The sequence below is a fragment of the Kitasatospora sp. NBC_01302 genome (assembly GCF_035976515.1).
Lineage (GTDB): Bacteria > Actinomycetota > Actinomycetes > Streptomycetales > Streptomycetaceae > Kitasatospora.
Genome location: NZ_CP108404.1, coordinates 239,110 through 261,852, shown reverse-complemented (window position 1 = coordinate 261,852; position 22,743 = coordinate 239,110). Strand labels below are relative to the sequence as shown.

Genomic DNA, 22,743 nt, shown 5'->3' with positions numbered 1-22,743 from the left:
AAAGGGTCGGATGGGGGACATCAGGAAGCTGGCTCGGACCGCCGTTGTCGCAGCAACGGTGTTCGCAGCGCTCGTTCCGTCGGCCGTCGCGTTCGGCGCGGACTCGACCACGGACCCGGTCGCGGACCCGTCGAGCGTGACGGACATATCCGGTGCGTCCGACTCGTCCGATGCGCCGGCCACCGCCGCGCGGGCGCACCAGGACTGGGCCACGCCGACCGGCGCCCTGCACACCCCCGGCAGCACCAAGCACGACTGCAGCGGCAGCGTGGTGCGGAGCGGATCTGGTGTGGAGTACAGCCCCTGGTTCGCGGACACCTTCGCCGCCGCCTACGACTCGGTGAAGTAGGCCATCGCCGGGTGCTGTTCACGCCGTTCGCGCCGTTCACGCCGTTCACGCCGTTCGTGCCGAGATAGCCGCGATGGCTGCGACGGCCGCGACGGCCGATTTGTGCACGGCTTCGGGCGGCATCAGGGCCCATGGCGGCGTCCGAAGTGTCCAGGAGGCGAGGCAGCGCCAGGTGCGGCCTGGGCCCGGTTCGCTTCAGTAGGGCGGTGGTGGGGGATCCTGGGGGAGTCAGTGGCCGAGTTCGTCGATGCGGGAGAGGACGGCACCGGCGCCGTCCTCTGCCGCTATGCGCCGGGCGATGTCGGCTGCGCGGCGTCGGACGGCCTCGGCACTGGCGGCCGTGATCGCGGCGGCGAGGTGCTCGGCGGTGAGGTCCGGGAACGGGAGCGGCTGAGGGGCGACTCCCAGCCGGTGCAGGCGTGCCGCCCAGAACGGTTGGTCGGCCATGACGGGGACCGGCACGGCGGGGATCCCCGCGCGCAGTCCGGCTCCGGTGGTGCCCGCTCCGGCATGGTGGACGACGGTGGCCGTGCGGGGGAGCAGCCAGTCATGGGGCAGGTCGCCGACGGCCAGGAGGTCGTCACCCGTCCCTCCCAGTCCGGCCCAGCCTGCCTGCACCACCGCGCGCACACCCGCCCGCCTCACCGCGGCGGCCACCAGCTCGCTGAGCCGCTCGCCCTCTCCGGGTGCCATGCTGCCGAAGCCGATGAACACCGGGGCCGGACCGGCCTGGAGAAGGTCGACCAGTTCGCCCGGGGGCTGCCAGCCCTGCGGTCGAGCGGGCCACCAGTAGCCCGTCACCTCGGCCCCGGACGGCCAGTCGGCCGGACGCGGCACCACCAGCGGACTGAAGCCGTGGAGGACCGAACCGGTACGCCCGGGCGGTGCCGGGGGCGTTGCGGCGGGCAGTCCCAGGCGGTGGCGCAGCCGGGTCGCAACGCCGGTGAGGAGCGCCTCGCCGCCTCGGAGCACCGCTTGGCCGGCCGCGAGATTGCCGTCCGGCCCCAGGTCGTCGACGCCCCGGGCGCCGGGCAGCGGGAACTCCCTGGTGGCGAAGGCGGGCGCGAGGTACGTGCCGATGACCGGCGTGCCGAACGCCTCCCTGGCCGCCCGGCTGAGCGCCGACGGGCCGAAGGCGGTGAGCAGCAGGTCGGCACCGCCCGCCACAGCCTCCACCACCCCATCGGCGAGTCCGTCCAGAAACGCCGCCATCACTGCCCGGGCCTCCTGCGGGGACGCCGCCTGGCCCCTGGAGCGGATGAGTGCCAGCGGGTCTCCCGGCAGCGGCCGGTACTCCAGATCGCACGCCTCGACCAGCGTCGCGAAGGGCGGGTGAGCGGCCACGGCAACGTGGTGCCCCGCCTCCAGCAGACGCCGGCCCAAGCCCGTGAACGGCGCGACGTCCCCTCGTGAGCCGGCCGTGATGATCACAATCCGCATGGAGCGATTCTCCACCACGGCGGTTCGCGCCCGAACGCCCCTGACCGCCAGCGGGACCGCTCCGCTGCGGAACGAGCCGGAGCGGAGCCGGTGCGACTCCGGTGCCACTCCCGTGCCCGGCGCTGTTCGCGCCGAAGGCCCGGCCGGGCCCCGCACCCGGGCTGTCCGCGGTCGCGCTGCCCCCGGGCGCCGGGGGCCGGTGCTGGTGCCGGTGGCCCGGGGTGTTGGTGAGGTGCTAGAAATCCCTGGTGGACGATCACCCCGAGCCCCTGACCCTGCGTGTCTTCGTGGCACTGGCTCCGCCGGACGCCGCGAAGGACGAGCTGGCCCAGGTCCTGCGGCCCGCTTACGCCAGGTATCCGCGGCTGAGGTGGAACCGGATCGAGGACTGGCACATCACGCTGGCCTTCCTCGGCGAACTCCCCTCCACGACCGTACCGTTGCTGCGGTCGGCGCTGGCCGGCCGGGCGGCGTCGCACCCCGCCCTGCAGCTGGGCCTGCGCGGTGGCGGCCACTTCGACGAGCGACTGCTGTGGAGCGGGATCGACGGGGACCTGGAGGGACTGCAGCTGCTCGCCGCCGATGTCCGGGAGCTGGTCAGATCCTGCGGGATCGAGTTCAGGGACCGCGCGCTGCGCCCCCATCTGACGCTGGCACGGTCCCGCCGCGACGATCCCACCAGCGTGCCGCAGGCTGCGGCCGAGCTCAGCGGGTTCGCGGGCCGACCGTGGCAGGCCGAGCGCCTCCACCTGGTCGGCAGCAACATCGGCCGTGGGCCTGGGCCGATCCGGTACCGCGACATCGAGGCGTGGCGATTCGGCGACGCGATCCCGGCCGAGGGCAGCAGCGCCCCCGCCGAGCCGTAGGCGGTCCGGGGGCAGCAGAGGAGCTCGTCGTCCGAGCGGCGGTCGATCGGTAGACGGCCCTCGACCTCGCCGGCGGGCCGACGGTGGTCACACCGGCGCCGCGTCGGGCAGGGACCACCCGAACGGCCACAGCGCGTAGCCGGTCGGGTGTTCGTCTCCCTTGGTCGGGCGGAGAAGGCAGGATTCGAACCTGCGTGGGCATGCACCCGACCGGGTCGTGCGACCCAGGTCCCCGATCAGCCGCTCCGGGCACCTCTCCTCGTGCTCCTCGACCGACTGCCGTCGTCCGCTGGGCACATGACCATGGTGCGGCACCGGGCTGACGGCCTGCTGACGCGAGCCTGACGCTCCGTCGTCGCTGATTCGGCGCAGGCGTTCAGGCGCGGAGCAGCCGTCAGGCGTGCTGCCCGGCCGCCGAATTCACGGGAAACTCGAAGCTTCCAGGCTCTTGCCCAGCGCATGACAATAGGTCACTCTGTACTGCCCCCCAAGCCCCCCACACGGCTCGGGCGGGCTCGCGAGCATCCTGTTCGTCCCCCCACGGAGGAGCCAGCATGCGCAAGTTCCTGATACGCGTCGCCACCCTCGCGGCAGCGGCCACCGCTCTCGCCCCCGTCGCGCCGACCACTGCGGCGGCAGCCCAGCACCTGGCGTTCCGCCCCCTGAGCTACAACATCAACGGCTACAACTGGGGCGGCTACGCCGCTACCGGCAGCGGCTTCACCTCGGTCTCGGCCACCTGGACCGAGGCGCGCGCGACCTGCAACTCGACCAACGACCTCTACGCCCCCTGGGTCGGCATCGACGGGTACGGATCGTCCAGTGTCGAGCAGACCGGCGTGGCGACCGACTGCTCCAGCGGCAGCCCCGTCGACCAGGCCTGGTACGAGATGTACCCGGCGAACCCGGTCTACCTGAGCACCAGTTCGTACCCGGTGTCGGCCGGGGACGTCATCAACGCCTCGGTGACCTACGCCGGGAGCAACAAGTACAACCTGAAGCTGACCGACTCCTCGCGGGGTTGGACCTACAGCACCAGCAAGACCCTCTCCGCGCAGCGGGCCAGCGCCGAGGTGATCATCGAGTCGCCGAGCGGGGCCTACCCCAACTTCGGTACGCTGAACTTCAGTTCCGCCACCGTCAACGGCAAGTCCCTCGGTTCGTCGAACCCGGTCGCGATGGACCCCTCGAACGGCGCCTACGAGGCCCGCACCAGCGCGCTCGGCTCCGGCGGCACCAGCTTCAGCGAGACCTACCTGCAGGAGTAGTCGCACCGGCGCTGGGGCGGCCACCCGCCCCAGCGCACGCGGTTCGTCGGTTCATCGGGGCGTCCGGTGCAGGAGTTGATCCGCTCCACGTCCTTTGATCCGCGCCACGTCCGGCCGGACCCGGGTGCGGAGCAGGTCCCGCTCGCCGCTGGCCCCTGCTGCGTCTCCGGTCCCGGTGGGGGACGACCGCCAGGGCCGGCCCGAGCCCGCCTCTCGTGCGGCCCGTGCTCATCGAGCCCCGACACGAGGGGGCGTTCACCGTCCGCAGCCGCCGGCCTGCATGGCCCGGCCGGCGAAGTCGACGCCGCCGCGCAGGCGGTGGCTCTCGCCGTGGAGCTCCTGCCGCCCGGCCCCGGCCCGACGATCACCAGCACCGTGTGACTGGCTGTCAGCCGCCGCGATTCGATGTCGTTCACGGTGATGTGGTCAGGGCCGCACGCGGAGAGCCGTCATCGCCTCCTTGCGTGAGCGCGCGGCACGCGGATGGGCCCCTCCCCGCTCGACGAAGCGGGCGCAGGCGGCGCGGCTCTGCCGGAAGCGGGCCGCCCGGGCCGCCCGGATCGCCCGGCGCTTGGCCGAGCTGCAGGCTGCCGTCAGGTCGGATCTCTTCCAGAGGTTCCTGCTGCGCGGTGCTGTTCGGCCCGAATCCGCGGGGATCGTCCTGCCCTCACCGCCCAGGGGCCGCTGATCCGTCCATGAAGCCCGCGCTGTCCGTCGGCGCCTCGGCCGGTCTCCGGTCCGCCTGCCACCCGTGCGGGCGGCACCTCCAGGTGCCGGCACAAGGTGGGGGAGAGGCGGCCCCCGGCCCCTGGCCCCAAGCTACCGGCCCCCGGCCCCCGGCCCCGACTCGCGGATCCGGGAACGCCCGGGCGCTGCGAGGACTCCGCCGCCCCCGTGCAGCGACGCGCGTGAGCCGTTCGACGCGGATGCGACCGCGTCGGCCCTCCGATCCGTCCGTAAAATCGCGGGTTTCTTCCGGTGCTTTGTCCCGTTCTTCTTCCTGGTGCTCCGGTCCGGCTCGATGGTCTGCTGTACGCGTTCAAGCGATGGAGATCCACTGCGGTTTCTCGTCGCTTGCCGCGCAGGGTCCACGGTTTGCCCCCCAGGCGGGCGCGGCCGCCCCCTTTTCATCGAGCACAGGAAGGTGGCGCCGGTGAACGTCCTCGTCTCCCGACCCCCGCAGGAGATCTTCCAGAGCCATGGGAAGGCGCTGCTCGTCGGGAACCAGGACGGCACTGGGCGCAGGGTGGACACGTTCGTCGTCAGGGGCCGGCTCATCCAGGCCCAGGCCCGGGCCGTCCGTCACCTCCGCACCCCGAATGGCTGACGCAGCTTCTGACGCGTGCACAGCTCCAGGTCCGGGCGGGTGTGGCGTCGCCTGCCCCTCTGTACTCCGTGGATCCGCGTGCCACGCCTGCACGGGCTCAGGCGTGGTCGAACCATTCATCCTTCGTGGAAGTGGAGATATTCGTGGGCCCAAGGCAACGACAAACCCATGGGCGGGCAGGGCGCTCTCCCGTCGCGATCGCCGTGCTGGCGCTGTTCCTGGCGGGGCTCGCTCCGGTGTTCCCGGCATCAGCCGAGGCGGCCACTGGTGGCTCCGGTTCGATCGCCCCGGAGCAGGTCAAGCAGGTGGTGGTCGCCAGTGACCCCACCAACGGCCCGCTGATCGGCGTCCTCACCGCCGACGGCGACGCCTACGTCAAGGAGAGCGACCGGGATCCGGACTGGGTGCTGGAGTACAGCGGAGCCACCCAGCTCGCGCTGGCCAGTGACCCCACCCACGGGCCGTTGATCGGTGTGCTGGGAACGGACGGCAATGCCTACGTGAAGGAAGGCAGCCTGAACGCCGGTTGGGTCACTGAGGACAACGGGGTGCGTCAGCTCGCGTTGGCGAGTGATCCCACGAACGGGCCGTTGGTCGGTGTGCTGGGCACGGACGGTCATGCCTACGTGAAGGAAGGTGGCCTGAGCACCGGTTGGGTCACCGAGTACGGTGGGGTGAGCCAGCTCGCGCTGGCCAGTGACCCCACCCACGGGCCGTTGATCGGTGTGCTGGGCACGGATGGCAATGCTTATGTCAAGGAAGGCAGCCTGAACGCCGGTTGGGTCACTGAGGACAACGGGGTGCGTCAGCTCGCGTTGGCGAGTGATCCCACGAACGGGCCGTTGGTCGGTGTGCTGGGCACGGACGGCAGTGCCTACGTGAAGGAAGGTGGCCTGAGCACCGGTTGGGTCACCGAGTACGGTGGGGTGAGCCAGCTCGCGCTGGCCAGTGACCCCACCCACGGGCCGCTCATCGGCGCGCTGGGCACCGATGGCACCGACCACGTCAAGGAAGGCGGCCTGAGCAGCGCCTGGGTCACCGAGTACAACGGGGTCAGCCAGGACGCGCTGGCCAGCGATCCCACCAACGGCCCCCTCATCGGCATCGGCTCCGGCAGCGCCGCCTATGCGAAGGAGGGCGGCCTGAGCACCGGCTGGGTCACCGAGTACAACCAGGTTCCCCAGAACCCCAGTTACAGCTCCGCCACCCTGGTCTACCTGACCAACGGGCTGTGGGGCAACGCCATGCTGTGTGCCGCCGCCGACAACGACGACACCTGGATCTCCGACGACAGGACCAACCCCTACTGCCAGTGGGAACGGATCGGCAACGACGGGCAGTTCAGCCTGTACAACCCGGCCAAGGGCAAGGTGCTGGGCTACCAGGGCGGCGACCAGGGCCTGCTGGTGATGCAGGAGCTGGCCTACCCCACCCAGGGGGCCCAGCAGTTCTCCTTCGGCGGCTCGGAGAGCTGGGGGGCTCGGGCCCTGCAGTGGTTCGGCGACTCCGGACAGAACGTCGACGCCGGAACCGGCACCACTCCCCGCACGGATCCCGTGCGCACCCGGGGCTGGCGCCACGGCGACCAGATGCAGTTGACCTGGAACGTCGCGCCGGTCAGCCAACCCGCGGGGGAGACCGCCCGGTCGGCCGGCGCGACGTACATCATGAACGGAAACTGGTCCGACCAGCTGCTGTGCGCCGCCGCCGACGGCACCCTGCGGTTGTCCACCGACAAGACCAACCTCGGCTGCGAGTGGCTGCGCTTCGGCTCCGACAACGAGTTCCTGCTCTACAACCCCGAGTTCGGCAGGGCCGTGGGCTACACGGGAGGCAACCAGGGCCTGCTGAACCTGCAGCCGCTGGCCTATCCCACCCAGGGCGGGCAGGAGTTCTCCTTCGGTGGCTGGGAGAGCTGGGGGGCTCGGGCCCTGCAGTGGTTCGGCGACTCCGGGCAGAACGTCGACGCCGGGATCGACAGCCCCACCGCCGGCCCGGTGCACACCCGGGGCTGGCGCAACGGCAACCAGCGGCAGTTGACCTGGAACGTCGGATCGGTGGCCCCGCCGACCGCCGTGGTGAGCCTGGGCGACAGCTTCATGTCCGGTGAGGGCGGTCGCTGGCAGGGCAACAGCAACACCTTCACCACCAGCCGCGACGGCACCGACCGCGCCTACACCGGCTGGGGCACCTACGACCCCTACAAGGTCTACGGCACGTCCTACGACGACGGCTGCAACCGTTCGGACTCCGCCGAGGTGCACAGCGCCACCGACATCGCCCAGGTCTCGGTCAACCTGGCCTGCTCGGGTGCCACCACGGCCGACATCTTCCGCGCGGCCGACGGCGGCCAGAGCTTCAAGGGCGAGGACCCACAGGCCGACCAGCTCGTCAACGTCGCCCGGCAGTACGACGTGAAAGAGATCGCCTTGTCCATCGGCGGCAACGATCTGGGCTTCTCCGACATCATCAGCGCCTGCGTCCAGGCCTTCACCCTCGGCAGTGGGGCGTGCAACACGGCCCAACAGGCCACCATCGACGCCAAGATCGCAACCACCCAGCAGAACGTCGCCAAGGCCGTCAGCGAGATCCAGGCCGCGATGACCAGTGCCGGATACGCGGCCGGCAGCTACCGGGTCATCCTGCAGTCCGCCCCGTCCCCGCTGCCCAGCGCCGCCGGGATCCGCTACCCGGAAGCCGGTTGGGACCGCCTGACCACCGGCGGGTGCCCGATCTACAACGCGGACGCCGACTGGGCGCATGGTCGCCTGGTGAACCAGATGTCCGACGCTCTCAAATCCGCCGCCCAGAGCGCGGGTGCGGACTTCCTGGATCTGCGGGACGCCTTCCAGGGCCGGGAAGTCTGCTCCACGGCCACCTCCTTGGCCACCTCCTCCAACCCCCCTTCGGCAACCACCAGCAAATGGGCCCGGTTCCTGGTCAGCGGCCTGGCCCAGGGAGAACTGCAGGAATCCTTCCACCCGAACTACTACGGCCAACTCGCCCTCGGCCGATGCCTCACCCTCATGGCCGCCGCCCCCGAGGTCCACCAGGCGGCCTGCGACAACACACCAGGACAGGACGCCCAGGGCATGCACCTGACGACCGCGTCCTGAGCACGTGGTAGCGGGTCGGCACAGCGTCCCGGCGACCACTGTCCCGGCGACGCACCGGCCCGCTACCGGTCTCGGCGGGTGCCCTCCGGACACCCGCCGGGCGCCCGGACTACTCGGTGCCGCTCCGGTGGCGGGCCTGGGCCAGGCGGACCAGCTCCGCCCTGCTGGTCGCCCCCAGCGCGCGGCCCGCGTGCTCGACCAGGCCGGTCACGTCCTGGGGGGTCAGCAGCAGGGCCTGGGCGACCTGACGGTCGCTGTGGCCGGCGCCGATCAGCTCCACCACCCGGTGCTCGGTGATCGACAGGCTCGCAGCCACCGGCGGCACGGGCTTCGGGCGTACCCCTGCCGCGGCCAGCGCCCGGCCTGCCCGACCGGCCAGCAGGGTGCTGCCGCAGCTCTGCGCGAGCTCCAGTGCCCGGCCGAGGGCCCGGCGGGCCTGGTCGGCCTCGCCGGTGCGCGACAGGGCGCTCCCCAGCTCGTACTGGGCCCGGGCCAGCTCCAGGCGGTCCGGGGAGCGTTCCAGCACGGCCACGGCCTCGCGCAGCAGGGCCTCTCCCTCGCGGCCGCCCAGGACGGTGCCAAGGCAGCGCGAGGCCACGCCGATGGTGCGCCCGGTGCCCCACTGGTGGGCCAACTCCAGCTCCTCGGTGGCCAGCTGGAGCGCATCGGTCCGCTGTCCGAGTGCCAGGTGCAGCACCGCCGCCCGCGACCGCCAGGGCGTCATGGCCACGTTCGTGACCTGTGCGCGCCTCTCCTGCGCACCGTAGTCCAGCAGGACCGCGAGGGCGGCGGCCGGATTGCCCCGCGCCGCGTGGAGGCGGCTGCGTACGAGGACCATCGGACCCTGCCACGTCCAGCCCACCCGATCGGTGTCGGCATCCGGCACCAGCACCGCCGTCGCGGCGGCCAACTCGCACCGCTCCAGCAGCGATTCGCCCACCAGGGCCATCATCCCCAGCCTGACCCGGGGCTCCAGCTCTTCCCCGGCCGCGGTGGCGGGATGTCCGAACTCCGGGGTGAGCGCGAGCCGGTGACCGCGACGGGCGCGGACCAGCAGCTGCCACGTCAGCGCCGCCGACACCATCAGGAACGTGCCCCAGCGCCCACCCACCTCGGCGATCTGGTCGAATCGCGCCGCCGCGTCGTCGAGACGGTCCGTGGTCACGAACGCCAGCCCGGCCAGGGTCACCAGCATCTGCGACGTGTCCGTCGCCGCCAGCCCGCCCTGCAGGGCCCGGTCGAGGAGGTCGTCGGTGACCGAGGCGCTTGCGTCCCCGGTGACGGCCGAGGCGGACAGCGCGGCCAGGACCGCGCACTCGCCCGGTGTGTCACCGGCCAGCTTGTGGTCCCACGGCCGCCGGGCGTGCTGCCGGGCCGCGGGGAGGGTGGACAGCTGGTCGTAGCCGATCAGCAGCATCTGGGCCTGCAGGAACCACGACACCTCACGAGCGATCCCGCTGCCGTCGTCCGCCTGCCGCAGGTCCTCCACCGCATGGGCGAGGACATCGACGGCGCGCTCGTGCTGCTGCCCGAGGAACAGCGCGTTGGCGAGCAGATAGGCCGCCTGGGCGCGGGCGTACGGGTCGGTCAACGCGGAGGAGGCCTGGGTCAGATGGTGGCGGGCGGCGCCGACGTCGACCTGCAACTCGTCCGCCCCCAGCTCCAGCAGCAGCGGACCGCGCTCCTCGGCGGACATCGGCTCCCGCAGTGCCCGGCGCAGATAGGTCACGGTGATCTCCGGAGCCCCGCGCCCGCGGGTCGCCCGCGCCGCCTCCCGCAAGGCCTCCACCCGCCAGGCATCACCGCTCGGTTCGGCCAGCAGCAGATGGGCCGCCACCAGATCGTCGGGCGCACCGTCGCGCCGGAGCAGTTCGGCCGCCCGGGCGTGTCCGGCGGCCGACTCCACCGGGCCGACGGCCTCCTCGGCGATCGCGGCCCGGACCAAGGGGTGGTCGAAGCGGGCCGCCTCCCCGGGCGCCAGCACACCGATGCGCTGCAACCGGCGGCCGAGTTCCCGTGCCCTCGCCTCGCCCAACCCCGCCAGTTCGGCCGCGACGTGCCAGGCGGCCCCGTTGCCCAGCACGACCAGGGCCCGGGCCAGCCGACGGGTCGCCTCCGACTGGCCCGCCAGCCGCTTGACCACGGTGCTCGCCAGGATCCGGCCGCCGAACTCCGCCACCGCAGGTGCCTGATCGCCGAGGGGCCTGACCCCGTTGTCGACCAGGGTCCGCAGCAGTTGGTGCAGCAGCAAGGGGTTGCCCTGGGTCGCCTCGGCGCAGGCGGCGAGGAACGGCGGTTCGGCGTCCCCCAGGCTCGCCCGCACCAGCTGGGCCATGCTGTCGGCGCCCAGCGCCGGCAGCGCGACCGGAAGGCAGAGGGGCTGTCCGGCGATCTGCTCCAGCAACGGCTCGACCCGGGTCCCCGCATCCGGCCGGGCCGCCAGCACCAGCAGCAACGGCAGACCGCGCAGGCGCCGCGCCAAGTACTCCAGCCACCGGGCGGACGGGCCGTCCGCCCAGTGCGCGTCGTCGATCACCAGAGCGAGCGGGCCGTCATCCGTGACGTGCACCACCAGCCAGTACAGGCTGTGCAGCACACCCAGCGACGCCTCGGGCGACAGGCCCGTGCCCTCGCCGGTGCCGTCCACGCGCAGCGCGTGCGACGCCAACTCCGCGGGACCGGACAGCAGCCGCTCCCGCTCGGCGCGACCGGCCCGGGCCAGCAGCGGCTCGGCCAGCTGCCGTAGGACCGAGAAGGCGAAGTCCTGCTCCAGTTCCGCCCCGCCGGCACGCACCACCCGCAACCCCCGCGCCTGCTCGGCGCAGGCCCAGGCGTTCACCAGCGAGGTCTTCCCCAGGCCCGCGTTCGCCCGCACCAGCACCACGGAACCGCGGCCGGTCCGGGCCTCGCCAGCCGCATGCTCCAGTACCGCCAGCTGGCTGTGGCGATCGAGCAGGCCGGATCCCGGCGCACCGCCGTCGGCAGGAGGCTCCACTCTCCGACCGGAACGGCCGGCCGCGAGCAGCGCGGCGGCCTCGGCGTCAGCCAGCCCCAGGGCCGCTACCAGCAGCTGCACCGTGCGGCGCTGAGGCCGCTCCCGCCAGCCTCGCTCCAGATCCCGGATCGACCGGGCGGCCAGCCCGGCGGCCTCGGCGAGTTCCTCCTGCGTCAGTCCCGCGGTCCGGCGTAACTCCCGCAACATCTCACCGAACGTCGTCACCCGCCCACCCCCACAGTGCCCCAATCTCCGAGACGGTCCGTCATCCCCACCGAGGGCCCCGGACGAGGCGCTGCGTCGTTGCCCAGCTCCTACTCGCCGGTAACCGCTCAGGACCCTACCGGCTGTCCGGTCGGCCGTCACGCCTCGCTACCGCCGAGCTGCGAACGGGGATCACGCTTGTCCGCGGGGGAGCCGTTCGCCGGCGGCCGCGCGGTGCCGCGACGGTGGGGCGAGCAGGCGAGTACGTCACCAACTGCGCCACAGTGGAACGGGTTTCGTGCGCCCGTCACCCCCTTCGCCGGCGCTGCGGGACAGCTGCGGGGCGGCCCAGCGCGGGAGCGTCGGAAGCACTGTCCCGGCGAGCCGGTGCTTTGTGGCAGAGTGTCAGTTCGCATGCAAGCGAATGCTCGTGACCGGGGAGTGGACATGCACAAGACCTTCAGCTTCGGACAGGCGGTACGGCGGCGTCCCGCTCGGCCGGATGGCCGAGCTCCGCGATCCCGCCCGGGTGGCCGCGTGGCTGCTCAGTGACCGGGCCTCGGTGGTGACAGGCGCGATCGTGCCGGTCGACGGCGGCGCGGACGCCTGATCGATCAGACGCGGATGGTGCCGGTGCACGGGGCCGCCCGGGCGGCCCTCGCCGGCTCCGTCGGCGACCTCGGCATTCCGTCTCCGGGTCAGGCCTCCGGCGCTGCGAGCGATCAGGAACCGGACGGCGCCGGCAGTCCCGATCCTCGCGGTGCCCTACGACCTGCGGGTCGAGCGGCTGCCCGGCCCGCAGGCGCGCGGTCAACGACGCGGCGGCGCACCGGACTTCACGGCGGAGGACGCCGGTCGGGGATCAACCGGCCGGTCCGAGTCTGCGGTTGGTGCCGGAGCGGGCGATGTCGAGGTCGAGGAACGAGGTCAGCGGGGTGCCGTTGTTCCAGAAGCCGAGCAGGTCGACGTCGATGAGGGTGAGCCGGTGTTTGGCGGCGAACGTCCGGGCCGGCTTGGTGAACACGCAGGAGGCGACGAACAACGGGACGTCGGCGTGGTGTTCCAGCCGGGCGGTGCCGTTGAAGAGCTGGATGTCGCGGCTACCGACCGAGCGGTGCGGGGCGTAGCGCTTGCACTGGATGACGAGGCGGCGACCGTCGGGCAGCGTGGCGGTCACGTCCGCGCCCAGGTCGCCGGCGCCGCCGACGCGCTGGACGGAGCTGCAGCCGTCGCGGCGGCACAGCGCGGCGACGTGGTCCTCGAACTGGCGGTCGTCCATGGCCCAGACGGTGTCCATGGACCGGCGCGCCGCCAGGGCGGCCTCGCCGGCGAGGCGGGCCCGCTCGGCTGCGGACTCCCGCCGCCCGGCCCGCACCAGACCGGTCACCAGCACCCCTGCGGCCAGCGCCCCCAAGACGATCACCAAGACCACCACGCCGGGTCCCCCCTCGTCGCCCACCTGACTGCCGTCCTTCTTGTTGCCCACGCAGTCAGGTGTCTACGCGCTGCTTCAGCTGATCCGGTCCCGGATGCACGGATGCACGGATGCACGGATGCACGGATACACGGGTGCCTGATGCCGGCCCAGGCCACCTGGTCGTGATCCACCGACGGATCGCCCTGCGCGCGGATCAGCCCCGGTTGTGGTCACCGGTCGAGCCGTCGACGAGCTCGCGCAGGATGTCCATGTGGCCCGCGTGCCGTGCGGTTTCTGTCGTCATGTGGATGAGCACCCAGCGCAGCGACACGGCGTTGCCGGCGTAGGACGTGCCGAGGTCGTCGAGGCCGAGCTCGTCGATCACCTGGTCGGCGGCGCCCCGGGCACGACCGTAGAACTCCAGGATGTCCTCGGTGGACTCGTGCGGTTCCACCCGCATGTCGGAGGTCTCGTCCCGATCGAAGTCGAAGGGCAAGGGCCCCGTTTCGCGGCCGAAGGTCTCGCGGAACCAACCGAGCTCAGCGCCCCCGAGGTGCTTGACCAGCCCCAGCAGGTTCGTCCCCGACGGCGTCATCGGCCGCCGCAGCTGCTCGTCGTCGAGGCCTTCGAGCTTCCACAGCACCGCATCGCGATGCCGGTCGAGGGCGGCGTACAGACTGTCCTTCTCGTCACCGGTAAACGGCACGCTCTTTGTCATGCGCGGACGGTAGCAGCCGCGGGGCACCCCAGCTTCGGGAGCCCCGGAGCACTGCCCGGCGACACTGCCCCCGAGGGCCCGACGCCTCGGTCGAGGCCCAATGGGACCATCACGAACAGTAACTTCCCGGGTACTCGACGTAGGGTGGCGTCATGGCGTGACAGCTACGAAGGAGGACGTCATGGCAGGCAAGGCCAGCATCGTTTTCGCGCACGGACTCTGGGCCGACGGGTCGTGCTTCAGCAAGCTCATCCCCGTGCTGCAGGCCGAGGGCCACCAGGTCTACAGCTCGCAGCACGGCCTGGACTCCCTCGAAGGCGACGTCGCGTGCGTCACCCGGGCCATCAACCACGTGCCGGGCCCGGTCGTGCTCGTCGGGCACTCCTACGGCGGGACGCTGATCACCAAGGCGGGCGTGCACGACCGGGTGGGCGCGCTGGTCTACATCGCCGCGCTCGCGCCCGACGAGGACGAGACCTCGCAGAGCCAGCAGGAGAAGTTCCCCAGCATGCCGGTCTTCAAGCACCTCGACGTCGCCGACGGCCGCCTGTGGCTGCTCGAGTCGGGCATCGGCGACTTCTGCGGCGATCTGCCCGCGTCCGAGCAGCAGCTGGCCCTGGCGACGGGCGCGGTGCCGGTCGCCGACCTGTTCACTCAGCAGGTCCCCGGCACCGCCTGGCGTAAGAAGCCGAGCTGGTACATCGTCGCGAACAACGACCGCACCGTGAACCCGGAGCTGGAGCGGGCCGCCGCCGAGCGCATGGGCGCGAAGACCTACAGCGTGGACAGCAGCCACGTGCCCATGCTGTCGCACCCCGACTTCGTCCTCGACGTCATCCGCGACGCCGCGAAGGCCCTGGAGGCGTAGCCAGGGCTCTCCTACGGATCGGCGGGCCGACGAAGCTTCGTGGTCGGCCCGCCGCGCGAGCGTCCGATGGCGTGGTGGACGGGTTCGCCGAGGGCTCCTGCACCTGCTCGAACTGGAGCGAGATGACGCGGATGCCCTCGGGGCGAAGCCGGTGGGAGAGGATGTCGGCTAAGCCGGCCTGAGCGGCTTTGGCAGCGTAGAACGCGGGGTGTGCCTGGGAGCGGTGGTTCCGGGGTTCCTGTCCGGCGGGGCTTTCCGGTCTTTCCGGGTGCACGCAACTGGCACCGCGTCGGAGCGCGTCCTGCTGCGTGGCGACGTCAGAAGTCGTTGCCCGCCGTGGCCGTACGAGGTCCGACCGTGTGGCCGAGAGGATCAGGAGCCGTTCCATGCCGGACGAGACCACCGTGAACCCCGTCGCCTGGCCGCCTGCCCCGATCAAGACCGGGCGGCTCGTGCTCCGCGAGGCCGAGGCCCGGGACCGTGCGGCGCTGATCGAGCTGGCCGCCTCACCGGAGGTGGGCACCTATGTCGGCGGCGCTCGACCGCGTGACGAGCTCGAGCGCGCGATGCCCGAGGTGCCCGGACAGCGCTTCGGCTTCTTCGTGGCCGAGCTCGACGCGACAGCGATCGGCATGATCACGCTCGATCGGCGCGACCCGGAGCGCAAGGGCCACATCCGTCCGGAAGGCGGGGAGCCCGAGCTCGGCTACCTGTTCCTGCCGCAGGCGTGGGGGCGCGGGTACGCCACCGAGGCATGCGCGGCGGCGCTCGACTGGTTCGCCGACGCGCATCCCGGCGAGCCGGTGGTGCTCTCCACCCAGACCGCCAACGCGGCCTCGATGCGCGTCGCGGCGAAGCTGGGGTTCACCGAGGTGGAGCGGTTCGAGGACTACGGCGCCGAGCAGTGGCTCGGCGTGTGGTCGCGGGGCACGACGTCCGACTGACCTTGCCCGACAGAGGGTTCGCGCCGACCGGGTGGGTGCGGCAGGGCCACCTTCCTCGCGGTGCCTGCCCCTACCGTGGTGGGCATGCACACGAAACGGCTGAGCGAGTTCCTGCGGGCCCGGCGCGCGCTGGTGCGTCCCGAGGACCACGGGATGCCTGCGGGCGCGCGCCGTACTCCCGGTCTGCGACGCGAGGAGATCGCGGTCCTCGCCGGGGTGAGCACCGACTACTACATGCGGCTGGAACAAGGGCGTGAACGCAACCCCTCGCCCCAGGTCCTGCGGGCCCTGGCGGCAGCCCTGCTGTTGAGAGGCGAGGAAGCCGCCTACCTGCGCGCGCTGGTCGATCCGCCGCAACCAGGGCGCCCCAAGCCGGCCAGGGAGTACGCGGGCCCGCAACTGGTGTCCTTGCTGGACACCTGGGCGGACACACCGGCTCTGGTCTACGGCCGGTACCTCGACCTCCTGGCCCTCAACTCCCTGGGTGAGGCGCTGTTCTGCTGGCTGGGCAGCGAGACCAGTCTGATCACGGCGATGTTCCTCGATCCGGCCGCCCGGGACTTCTACCGCGACTGGGCCGTCGTCGCGCAGGGCTGCGTGGCCGCGCTGCGAGCCGCCAACCCCACGGCGGACGATCAGCGGCTGCAGGAGCTGGTGGGCGAACTGTCCGTGCGCAGCCACGACTTCGCACGGATGTGGGCGCGCCATGAGGTACGGGCCAAGACGGCCTCGGTGAAACGCTTCCACCATCGGCTGGTCGGAGACCTCACCCTGGGCTTCGAGACCTTCTCCGTCAACAGTGCCCCCGGCCAGCACCTCGTCGTCTACCGGGCCGAACCCGGCACCGCCGCCGAGCGGTCACTGGCCCTGCTCGCCGGCCCCACCCTCACCCATTTCCACGATACTTCGAGCGAAGGGCACCTCCCGCATGACCTCCCCTGACGTACCGGTCTGGTTCATCACCGGCTGCTCCTCCGGCCTGGGCCGGGCACTGGCCACCGCCGTGCTGGAGCGCGGATGGCGGGCAGTGGTCACCGCCCGAGACCCCCGCGCGGTCGCCGATGTGATCCGTGGACACGAAGAACGCGCCCTCGCACTGCCGCTGGATGTCACCGACTCCGGGCAGATCGCGACGGCGGTCGCCCGGGCGCAGACCGCCTTCGGAAAGATCGACGTCCTGGTCAACAACGCCGGCTACGGCTACCTCGCCGCCGTCGAGGAGGGCGAGGACGACGAGATCCGCTCCCTGTTCGACACCAACGTCTTCGGCCTGGCCGACACCACCAAAGCCGTCCTGCCGGGCATGCGCGCCCGCCGCGCCGGCCACATCGTGAACGTCTCCTCACTCGGCGGCCTGGTCGGCTTCGGCGCCACCGGCTACTACCACGCCACCAAGTTCGCCGTGGAGGGCCTGTCCGAGTCGCTCGCCGCCGAAGTCGCCCCCCCTGGGCATCAAGGTGACGATCGTCGAACCCGCCGCATTCCGCACCAACTGGTCCGGGCCCTCCATGCGCCAGTCCGCCACCACCATCGACGACTACGCCCCCACCGCGGGCACCCGGCGCGCCGGCACGCTGGCCACCTACGGCCACCAGCCCGGGGACCCGGCACGCGCCGCCCGGGCCGTCATCGACGCCGTCACGGCCGAACAGCCACCGCTGCGCCTGCTGCTGGGCAAGGCCGCCTACGACATCGCCACCGCCAAGCTCGACACCCTCAAGGCCACCTTCGACGACTGGCGGGAGGTCACCCTCAGCACCGACTTCCCGGCGACGCAGGCCGCAGACTGACGGCGTGCCTCACCGATCCCGAGGCTGACCACGGGCGCGCGCGGCCGGCGTTGGACAGGCTGCCGCCGGTCGGTCACCGCTCGGAAGGCACCGGGCGCAGGGCCGCTGCTGGCATCATGGGTCCCGGCCGCGCTGTTTGTGGCGGCGGCCGGCCTCAGGCCCGGGCTCAGGTCGCCAGATCCGCCAGCAGGCTGCGGCGTGCGGAGTCCACGTGCTCCGCTGCCCGGCGGTCCAGTGTCCGACGGTCGCCGGAGCGCAGCAGTACGGCCAGTTCGCGGTGCTCGTCGACCACGCGTGCCCGGTAGTGGCCGTAGCCGGCGTCCACGCGGCGCAACTGGAAGAGGTGCAGCTGGGAGCGGATGGCCTGCCAGGCGGTGATGAGCCTGCCGTTCCCGGCGGCGGCGTAGATCTGGTCGTGGAAGGCGAGGTCCAGCGCCACCAGTCGGCCGGCATCGGCGGCCCCGGCGCTCTCGGCGGCCATCTCGGCCACCAGCCGGTCCAGTTCGGCCAGATGCTGCGCGGTGGCGTTGCGCCGCGCGGTGGTGGCGGCGAGCCGGTCCAGGGCGGCCCGCAGCGAGTAGACCTCCTGGACGTCCTCGGCCGTCACCTCGATGACCACGGTGTTGCGGTGCCAGCCTCCGCGGACCAGCCCCTCCTTTTCGAGCTGCGCCAGTCCTTCCCGGACCGAACCTCGGCTGACTTCCAGGCGTTCGGCCAGCTCGACCTCGCGCAGCGCGGACCCGGGCGGGAAATGGCCGGAGAGGATCGCCGCACGCACCAGGTCGGCGGCCTCATCGGCCAGCCCGCGACGAGCGGCCTTCGGCAGGACAGAGGACATGGAGGCATGTTGACATCCGGTCATCGTTCGCACCAGTCAATCCTGTACGGAAGCCCGCCTGGCCCCTCCGTGGATCCCAATGTTGACATCAAGACATTGCCCTGGGCAGGCTGGTCCGGTCAGCGAGTCCGCTGGAGAGGAGCCCCAATGCTGTGCGACGAGTCGATGGTGTCCGCCCGATGAGGGGCGTCCTGGTGACCGGCGGCTCGCGCGGCATCGGCCGTGCGGTCGCGCTGGCCTTCGCCCGCGGCGGCGACCGCGTCGCGGTGCAGTACGCCGGCAGCCGCGCGGATGCCGAGGAGACGCTGCGGCAGTTGCCGGGGGAGGGGCACACGCTGCTCCAGGCCGACTTGGGGGAGCCCGGCGCGGCCGAGCGCGCGGTGGCCGAGGCGCTCGCCGCCCTGGGCACGCTGGACGTCCTGGTGAACAACGCAGCCGTCGCTCCCACGGCCGAGACCCGGCACCCGATCGCGCACACCCCGCTGGCCGACTGGCAGCGGATCTGGCGGCGCATGGTCGAGGTCAACCTGCTCGGTGCCGCCGACCTGAGCTGGGCCGTGGCCCGCCATCTCGTGGAGCGCGGTGCCGGCGGCGCCATCGTGAACATCGGCTCACGCGGAGCGTTCCGGGGCGAACCCGACTTCCCCGCGTACGGAGCGACGAAAGCTGCGCTCCACGCGCTCGGCCAATCGCTGGCCGTGGCACTGGCTCCGCACGGCATCGCGGTCACCTCCGTCGCCCCCGGATTCGTCGCCACCGAGCGACAGGCAGCGAAGCTGTCCGGCCCGCAGGGCGAACGCCTGCGAGCGGAAAGCCCGTTCGGCAGGGTCGGCACCCCGGAGGAGATCGCCGCCACTGTGCACTTCCTGGCCTCTCCCGCGGCGGTCTGGGCCTCCGGAACCGTCGTCGACCTCAACGGTGCGTCCCACCTGCGTACATGAGCCCAACGGCGGCAGCGGGCGAACAGCCAAGCTGACGAACACCCTGGACGCCTCACCGAAACCGGACGCCTCACCGAGCCGGACGCAGACCCTGGGCCGGACAACTCAACTCCGCCGTCCGCCAGCTGGATTCGATCCTCAGCCCGCACGGCTGGAACCGCCAGGCCGGTGTCGGCAATCAGGAACGTCGAAGGTGGCGGGCCTTCATCGAGCGAGACCGGCCTCTCGGTCCGCGGCAGCGATCTGGTCGAAGAAGCGCTTGTGAACCCAGTGACGCTCGCCAAGGATGCTCACCTGCCCCCAACGGCCGGAGACCGGGCCGAGCCGGGTCTGCCGTGGCATCGTGCCCGCCAGACGCCGTGGGCCGGGCGCCGCCGGAGAGCTTGCCACTCTCCAACACGGGGATGGCGTCCCAGATGAACCCCTGCCGTACCTCGCTGCCGGCGGGAAGAAACGGTGCCGCACGCCGCGCCAGGTCCGGTCACGGCTCGGGGACTCGTGGACCGCTCTCATCAGTTCCGTCGATCAAGGCGTCCCCTTCCCCCTGCCGCGCATCCCCAGCGCACGAAGCTACCGTACCGCCCTGGCACGGCGTTTCGTCTGCGGGCGGGCGTGACGGTACCTCCAGGAGGGTTCACTGACGGATGATCAGAACCACAGACCCGCCCGCGGCCAGCACGAGCACCCCGGCCGAGCACGCAGAAGTGCGGTGGCGTGCTGGGCGCTCATGCGAACCTCGACGAGGGTGCGCCAGTGCCCTTCCGCCCGGAGAACCTTCCGCGCCGAGCCTGCGTCCTACCTCGCGACCGCCCCCACACATCCAGGAGAACAGAGCATGGCCGACCGAGACGTTGAGCAGACCGAGGAGCGGGATGGCTCCCACGGCGCCTGGTGGGCGGAACTCGGGACGTGGGGAGCCGTCGCACTGATCGTCTTTGGGGGAGTCGCGGCAGCGTGGGTCTCTTTCAGGCTGCCCGGCACTCCGGAGGAGCTGGCGTCCGGCTACTACCAGGCCGCCAGGATCGTCGCCATCGGCCTGGTGACGGTGGGATTCACTGTGTTGGGCCGCCGCCGCGCCCGGGCCGCAGCAGTCGAAGACGTGAGCGAGCAGGAACGCGCCTGATCCCCACCGGCCGGTAGCAGGCGCTCGGGCAGGGCAGAGTGCTTGGACCGGACGTATCCATGCCCGGTGCGGGGGAACTGAGCACGACAGCACGGCAGTGGCCGGTCGTCCGGAGTTTCGCGCTCATGCGCCGGCTCCGTGCACCGACCACAACGACCGCGCTCGCTCTGTGGTTGGCCCCGCGGCAGTACCTGCCCAGGAATTGAGCGACGGGGGTTCGATGATCACGCACACGGACGGTGAGCCGTACGGCCCGTACGGCTCACCCGAGTCGAACGGGGCGGCGCAGCCGCACCTGGCGGCACCGACGCAGGGTGAAGCGGATCCAACCGGGCAGCAGCAGTCGACGGCGTACGGGGAGCCGGTGTACCCCTACCCGCCGGTCCACGAGCAGCAGCAGCCGTACGGACAGCCGCAGGGCGACGGACAGCCGCAGGGGTTCGGGCAGCCGCAGGGCGACGGGTCGGCCGACGGCTTCGGGCCGGTGCAGGCCTACGGCCGGACAGGGGGATACAGCCGGCTGCCAGGGCAAGGCGGGCAGTCGGGCGCCGAGCAGTACTCCGCGGGGTACTACCGGACCGAGCCGGAGCCGTACGCGGTCTCCCAGCCGTACGTCCTGCCTGCGGACTACGGCATGCCGATGGCCTTCAACGACCCACCGACGATGTCCCTTCGCACCGTCTCCGCCCAGGACGCCTACCCGCCGCAGGCCCCCGCCCGACTGCCACAGCAGCGGGAGACCGGTGAGGCGTCGGCGAAGCCCGCGGGGGAGGAGACGGCCGGGCGCCATGGTCTGATCATGGCCCTCGGCACGCTGGCGTCCCGGGCGCTGGGCTTCGTGCGCAGCGCGACGGTGGCCGCGGCGATCAGCGTCGGCGCTGTGGCCGGCTCCTACACCATCGGCAACACGATCCCCACCGTCATCTTCGTGATGCTCGTCGGCGGCGCGCTCAACTCGGTCTTCGTGCCCGAGCTGGTCAAGGTCGCCAAGACGCACAAGGACGGCGGCGCCGCCTACACGGACCGTCTGCTCACCCTGTGCGGCGTGGCCCTGGTGGCGCTGACCCTGGTGGCGGTGTTCGCCGCCCCGTGGATCGTCAGCGTGTACGCACCGAGCTACACCGGGGCGCAGCGCGATCTGACGGTCACCTTTGCTCGCTACTGCCTGCCCGAGATCCTCTTCTACGGCATGTTCACCCTGCTGGGGCAGGTGCTCAACGCGCGCGGCAGGTTCGGCGCGATGATGTGGACCCCGGTGCTGAACAACGTGGTGGTCATCGCGGTCTTCGGGCTCTACATCGTGATGGGCGGCCACGCCAAGGCGGCCGGTGACGTGACCTCGGGCCAGGCGATGCTCCTGGGCGTCGGCACCACGCTGGGCGTGGTGGTCCAGGCGCTGGGCATGCTGCCCTCGCTGCGGGCGGCGCAGTACCGCTTCCGGCCCCGGTTCGACTGGCGCGGCGCGGGCCTGGGCCGACCGCTACGGGCCGCGAGCTGGGCGCTGCTGCTGATGATCGCCACCCAGGTGGCCTTCACCGAGCTCACCGCGCTGACCACCGCCGCCGACGCGCTCGGCGCCAAGGTCCACCTGGACGGGGTCGGCAATGCCGCCTACTCCAACGCCTACCAGCTGTTCGTGGTGCCGCAGGGCGTGATCACCGTCTCGCTGGTGACCGCGCTCCTGCCCCGGATGTCGCGGTCCGCGACCGAGGGCAACCTGACCGGGATCGGCGAGGACCTGGCCGGTGTCCTGCGCACCTCGGCCGCGATGATCGTCCCGGCGACCGTGCTGTTCGCTGCCTTCGCCGGTCAGATCTCCGGCCTCGCCTATGGATACGGCGCCGCCGCCAGGAACGGGACGGGTCTGACCGTCATCTCCGAAACGCTGCTGGCGTTCGCGATCGGCATCCCGTTCCTCTGCGCGCAGTACGCACTGGCCCGCGGCTTCTACGCGATGGGCGACGCGCGCACCCCGTTCTGGCTGACCGTGGTCTCCTCCGGCACCAACGTGCTGCTCTCCTACCTGGCCTACCTGCTGCTCGGCCCGCGCTGGATCGTGGTGGGAATGGCCAGTGCGCAGACCGTGGCCGGTGTGATCAGCATGGTGATCACCGGGCAGGCGCTGGCCCGCCGGCTGCGCTCGCTTCCCGCCGCTCCCGACGACCCCGAGGCTCGCACCCGGGTGCTGCGCGCCGCGCTGAGCGCGCCGATGCGCAGCGGCCTGGACGGGCGGCGGGTCTACGGGCTGCACCTGGGGCTGCTGCTCGCCTGCCTGCCCGGGGCGCTGGTGGGGCACTTCGTGGCGGGCCGGATCGGCGGGATGTTCGGCACGGCCAGCACTGTGAACATGTTCCTCGGCAACGCGATCGGGCTCGCCGTCGGGTCGCTCTGCGTGCTGCTCTCGCTCTTCGTGCTGGCCAAGCCGGCCGGCGCCGCCTCGGCGGTCGCGCCGCTGGCCCGCAAGCTGCGGCTGCCGTACCCGCAGGCGCCCAAGCCCGGCGGACGGCGGCGGCGTGGCCGGGGCTGAGCGGCCGTCAGA

General features: G+C 72.0%; 16 protein-coding genes, 1 tRNA gene and 3 pseudogenes. 13 read left to right on the top strand and 7 right to left on the bottom strand.

Annotated features, from left to right (window positions below; translation table 11 throughout):
- Nucleotides 1–136: 136 nt before the first annotated feature.
- Complete coding sequence (locus tag OG294_RS01295) at nucleotides 137–349, top strand: hypothetical protein (RefSeq protein ID WP_327064480.1); 213 nt, start codon at nucleotides 137–139, stop codon at nucleotides 347–349.
- A gap of 228 nt (nucleotides 350–577) precedes the next feature.
- On the opposite strand, the gene OG294_RS01290 is transcribed toward OG294_RS01295, so the two are convergent.
- On the bottom strand, nucleotides 578–1,789 hold the full coding sequence (locus OG294_RS01290; RefSeq protein WP_327064479.1) for a glycosyltransferase: 1,212 nt from the start codon (nucleotides 1,787–1,789) through the stop codon (nucleotides 578–580).
- Nucleotides 1,790–2,037: 248 nt separating this feature from the next.
- Here OG294_RS01290 and thpR point away from each other — a divergent pair, with 248 nt between their 5' ends.
- Nucleotides 2,038–2,655, top strand: coding sequence for an RNA 2',3'-cyclic phosphodiesterase (gene thpR, locus OG294_RS01285; RefSeq protein WP_327064478.1), 618 nt, complete (start codon nucleotides 2,038–2,040; stop codon nucleotides 2,653–2,655).
- Nucleotides 2,656–2,824: 169 nt separating this feature from the next.
- Here the strand turns inward: thpR and OG294_RS01280 are convergent.
- A tRNA-Ala gene (locus OG294_RS01280) sits at nucleotides 2,825–2,914 on the bottom strand.
- A gap of 295 nt (nucleotides 2,915–3,209) precedes the next feature.
- Here OG294_RS01280 and OG294_RS01275 point away from each other — a divergent pair.
- The gene (locus tag OG294_RS01275; protein WP_327064477.1) at nucleotides 3,210–3,923 is read left to right on the top strand and encodes a G1 family glutamic endopeptidase; all 714 of its coding nucleotides are present in this window, start codon (nucleotides 3,210–3,212) and stop codon (nucleotides 3,921–3,923) included.
- A gap of 1,530 nt (nucleotides 3,924–5,453) precedes the next feature.
- Entirely contained in the window at nucleotides 5,454–8,366 is a 2,913-nt protein-coding gene (locus tag OG294_RS01270; RefSeq protein WP_327064476.1) for a GDSL-type esterase/lipase family protein, read from the top strand.
- Nucleotides 8,367–8,475: 109 nt separating this feature from the next.
- Here OG294_RS01270 and OG294_RS01265 read toward each other — a convergent pair whose 3' ends face one another.
- Complete coding sequence (locus tag OG294_RS01265; RefSeq protein WP_327064475.1) at nucleotides 8,476–11,568, bottom strand: helix-turn-helix transcriptional regulator; 3,093 nt, start codon at nucleotides 11,566–11,568, stop codon at nucleotides 8,476–8,478.
- Between the two features lie 484 nt (nucleotides 11,569–12,052).
- Here OG294_RS01265 and OG294_RS01260 point away from each other — a divergent pair.
- Nucleotides 12,053–12,175, top strand: a pseudogene (locus OG294_RS01260) (SDR family oxidoreductase); the annotation flags it as partial.
- A gap of 252 nt (nucleotides 12,176–12,427) precedes the next feature.
- Here OG294_RS01260 and OG294_RS01255 read toward each other — a convergent pair.
- Nucleotides 12,428–13,051 (bottom strand): restriction endonuclease, encoded by a 624-nt coding sequence (locus OG294_RS01255; protein ID WP_327064474.1) that lies wholly within the window; start codon nucleotides 13,049–13,051, stop codon nucleotides 12,428–12,430.
- A gap of 145 nt (nucleotides 13,052–13,196) precedes the next feature.
- Nucleotides 13,197–13,700, bottom strand: coding sequence for a DinB family protein (locus OG294_RS01250; protein ID WP_327064473.1), 504 nt, complete (start codon nucleotides 13,698–13,700; stop codon nucleotides 13,197–13,199).
- A gap of 181 nt (nucleotides 13,701–13,881) precedes the next feature.
- On the opposite strand from OG294_RS01250, the gene OG294_RS01245 reads away from it, so the two are divergent.
- The gene (locus OG294_RS01245; protein WP_327064472.1) at nucleotides 13,882–14,568 is read left to right on the top strand and encodes an alpha/beta fold hydrolase; all 687 of its coding nucleotides are present in this window, start codon (nucleotides 13,882–13,884) and stop codon (nucleotides 14,566–14,568) included.
- Nucleotides 14,569–14,683: 115 nt separating this feature from the next.
- Here OG294_RS01245 and OG294_RS01240 read toward each other — a convergent pair.
- Nucleotides 14,684–14,803 (bottom strand): annotated as a pseudogene (locus OG294_RS01240) (SDR family NAD(P)-dependent oxidoreductase); the annotation flags it as partial.
- 151 nt (nucleotides 14,804–14,954) lie between these two features.
- Between OG294_RS01240 and OG294_RS01235 the strand changes: the two are divergent.
- The 4 genes and pseudogenes from OG294_RS01235 to OG294_RS01220 all read left to right on the top strand — a co-directional run bounded on the left by OG294_RS01235 (nucleotide 14,955) and on the right by OG294_RS01220 (nucleotide 17,302).
- Nucleotides 14,955–15,512, top strand: a complete 558-nt coding sequence (locus tag OG294_RS01235; RefSeq protein ID WP_327064471.1) for a GNAT family N-acetyltransferase — start codon at nucleotides 14,955–14,957, stop codon at nucleotides 15,510–15,512.
- 84 nt (nucleotides 15,513–15,596) lie between these two features.
- The gene (locus tag OG294_RS01230; protein ID WP_327064470.1) at nucleotides 15,597–16,454 is read left to right on the top strand and encodes a helix-turn-helix domain-containing protein; all 858 of its coding nucleotides are present in this window, start codon (nucleotides 15,597–15,599) and stop codon (nucleotides 16,452–16,454) included.
- Nucleotides 16,441–16,899: pseudogene (locus tag OG294_RS01225) on the top strand (SDR family NAD(P)-dependent oxidoreductase); the annotation flags it as partial. The gene OG294_RS01230 and the pseudogene OG294_RS01225, both read left to right, overlap by 14 nt.
- A gap of 70 nt (nucleotides 16,900–16,969) precedes the next feature.
- Nucleotides 16,970–17,302, top strand: a complete 333-nt coding sequence (locus tag OG294_RS01220) for a hypothetical protein (protein WP_327071817.1) — start codon at nucleotides 16,970–16,972, stop codon at nucleotides 17,300–17,302.
- A gap of 166 nt (nucleotides 17,303–17,468) precedes the next feature.
- On the opposite strand, the gene OG294_RS01215 is transcribed toward OG294_RS01220, so the two are convergent.
- Entirely contained in the window at nucleotides 17,469–18,140 is a 672-nt protein-coding gene (locus tag OG294_RS01215) for a GntR family transcriptional regulator (protein ID WP_327064469.1), read from the bottom strand.
- A 179-nt stretch (nucleotides 18,141–18,319) separates the two neighbouring features.
- On the opposite strand from OG294_RS01215, the gene OG294_RS01210 reads away from it, so the two are divergent.
- The 3 genes from OG294_RS01210 to murJ all read left to right on the top strand — a co-directional run bounded on the left by OG294_RS01210 (nucleotide 18,320) and on the right by murJ (nucleotide 22,731).
- Nucleotides 18,320–19,081 (top strand): SDR family NAD(P)-dependent oxidoreductase, encoded by a 762-nt coding sequence (locus tag OG294_RS01210; RefSeq protein WP_327064468.1) that lies wholly within the window; start codon nucleotides 18,320–18,322, stop codon nucleotides 19,079–19,081.
- An 835-nt stretch (nucleotides 19,082–19,916) separates the two neighbouring features.
- A complete protein-coding gene (locus OG294_RS01205; RefSeq protein ID WP_327064467.1) occupies nucleotides 19,917–20,204 on the top strand; it encodes a hypothetical protein in 288 nt (95 codons plus the stop codon).
- Between the two features lie 220 nt (nucleotides 20,205–20,424).
- Nucleotides 20,425–22,731, top strand: coding sequence for a murein biosynthesis integral membrane protein MurJ (murJ, locus tag OG294_RS01200; protein ID WP_327064466.1), 2,307 nt, complete (start codon nucleotides 20,425–20,427; stop codon nucleotides 22,729–22,731).
- The last annotated feature ends 12 nt before the right edge of the window (nucleotides 22,732–22,743 follow it).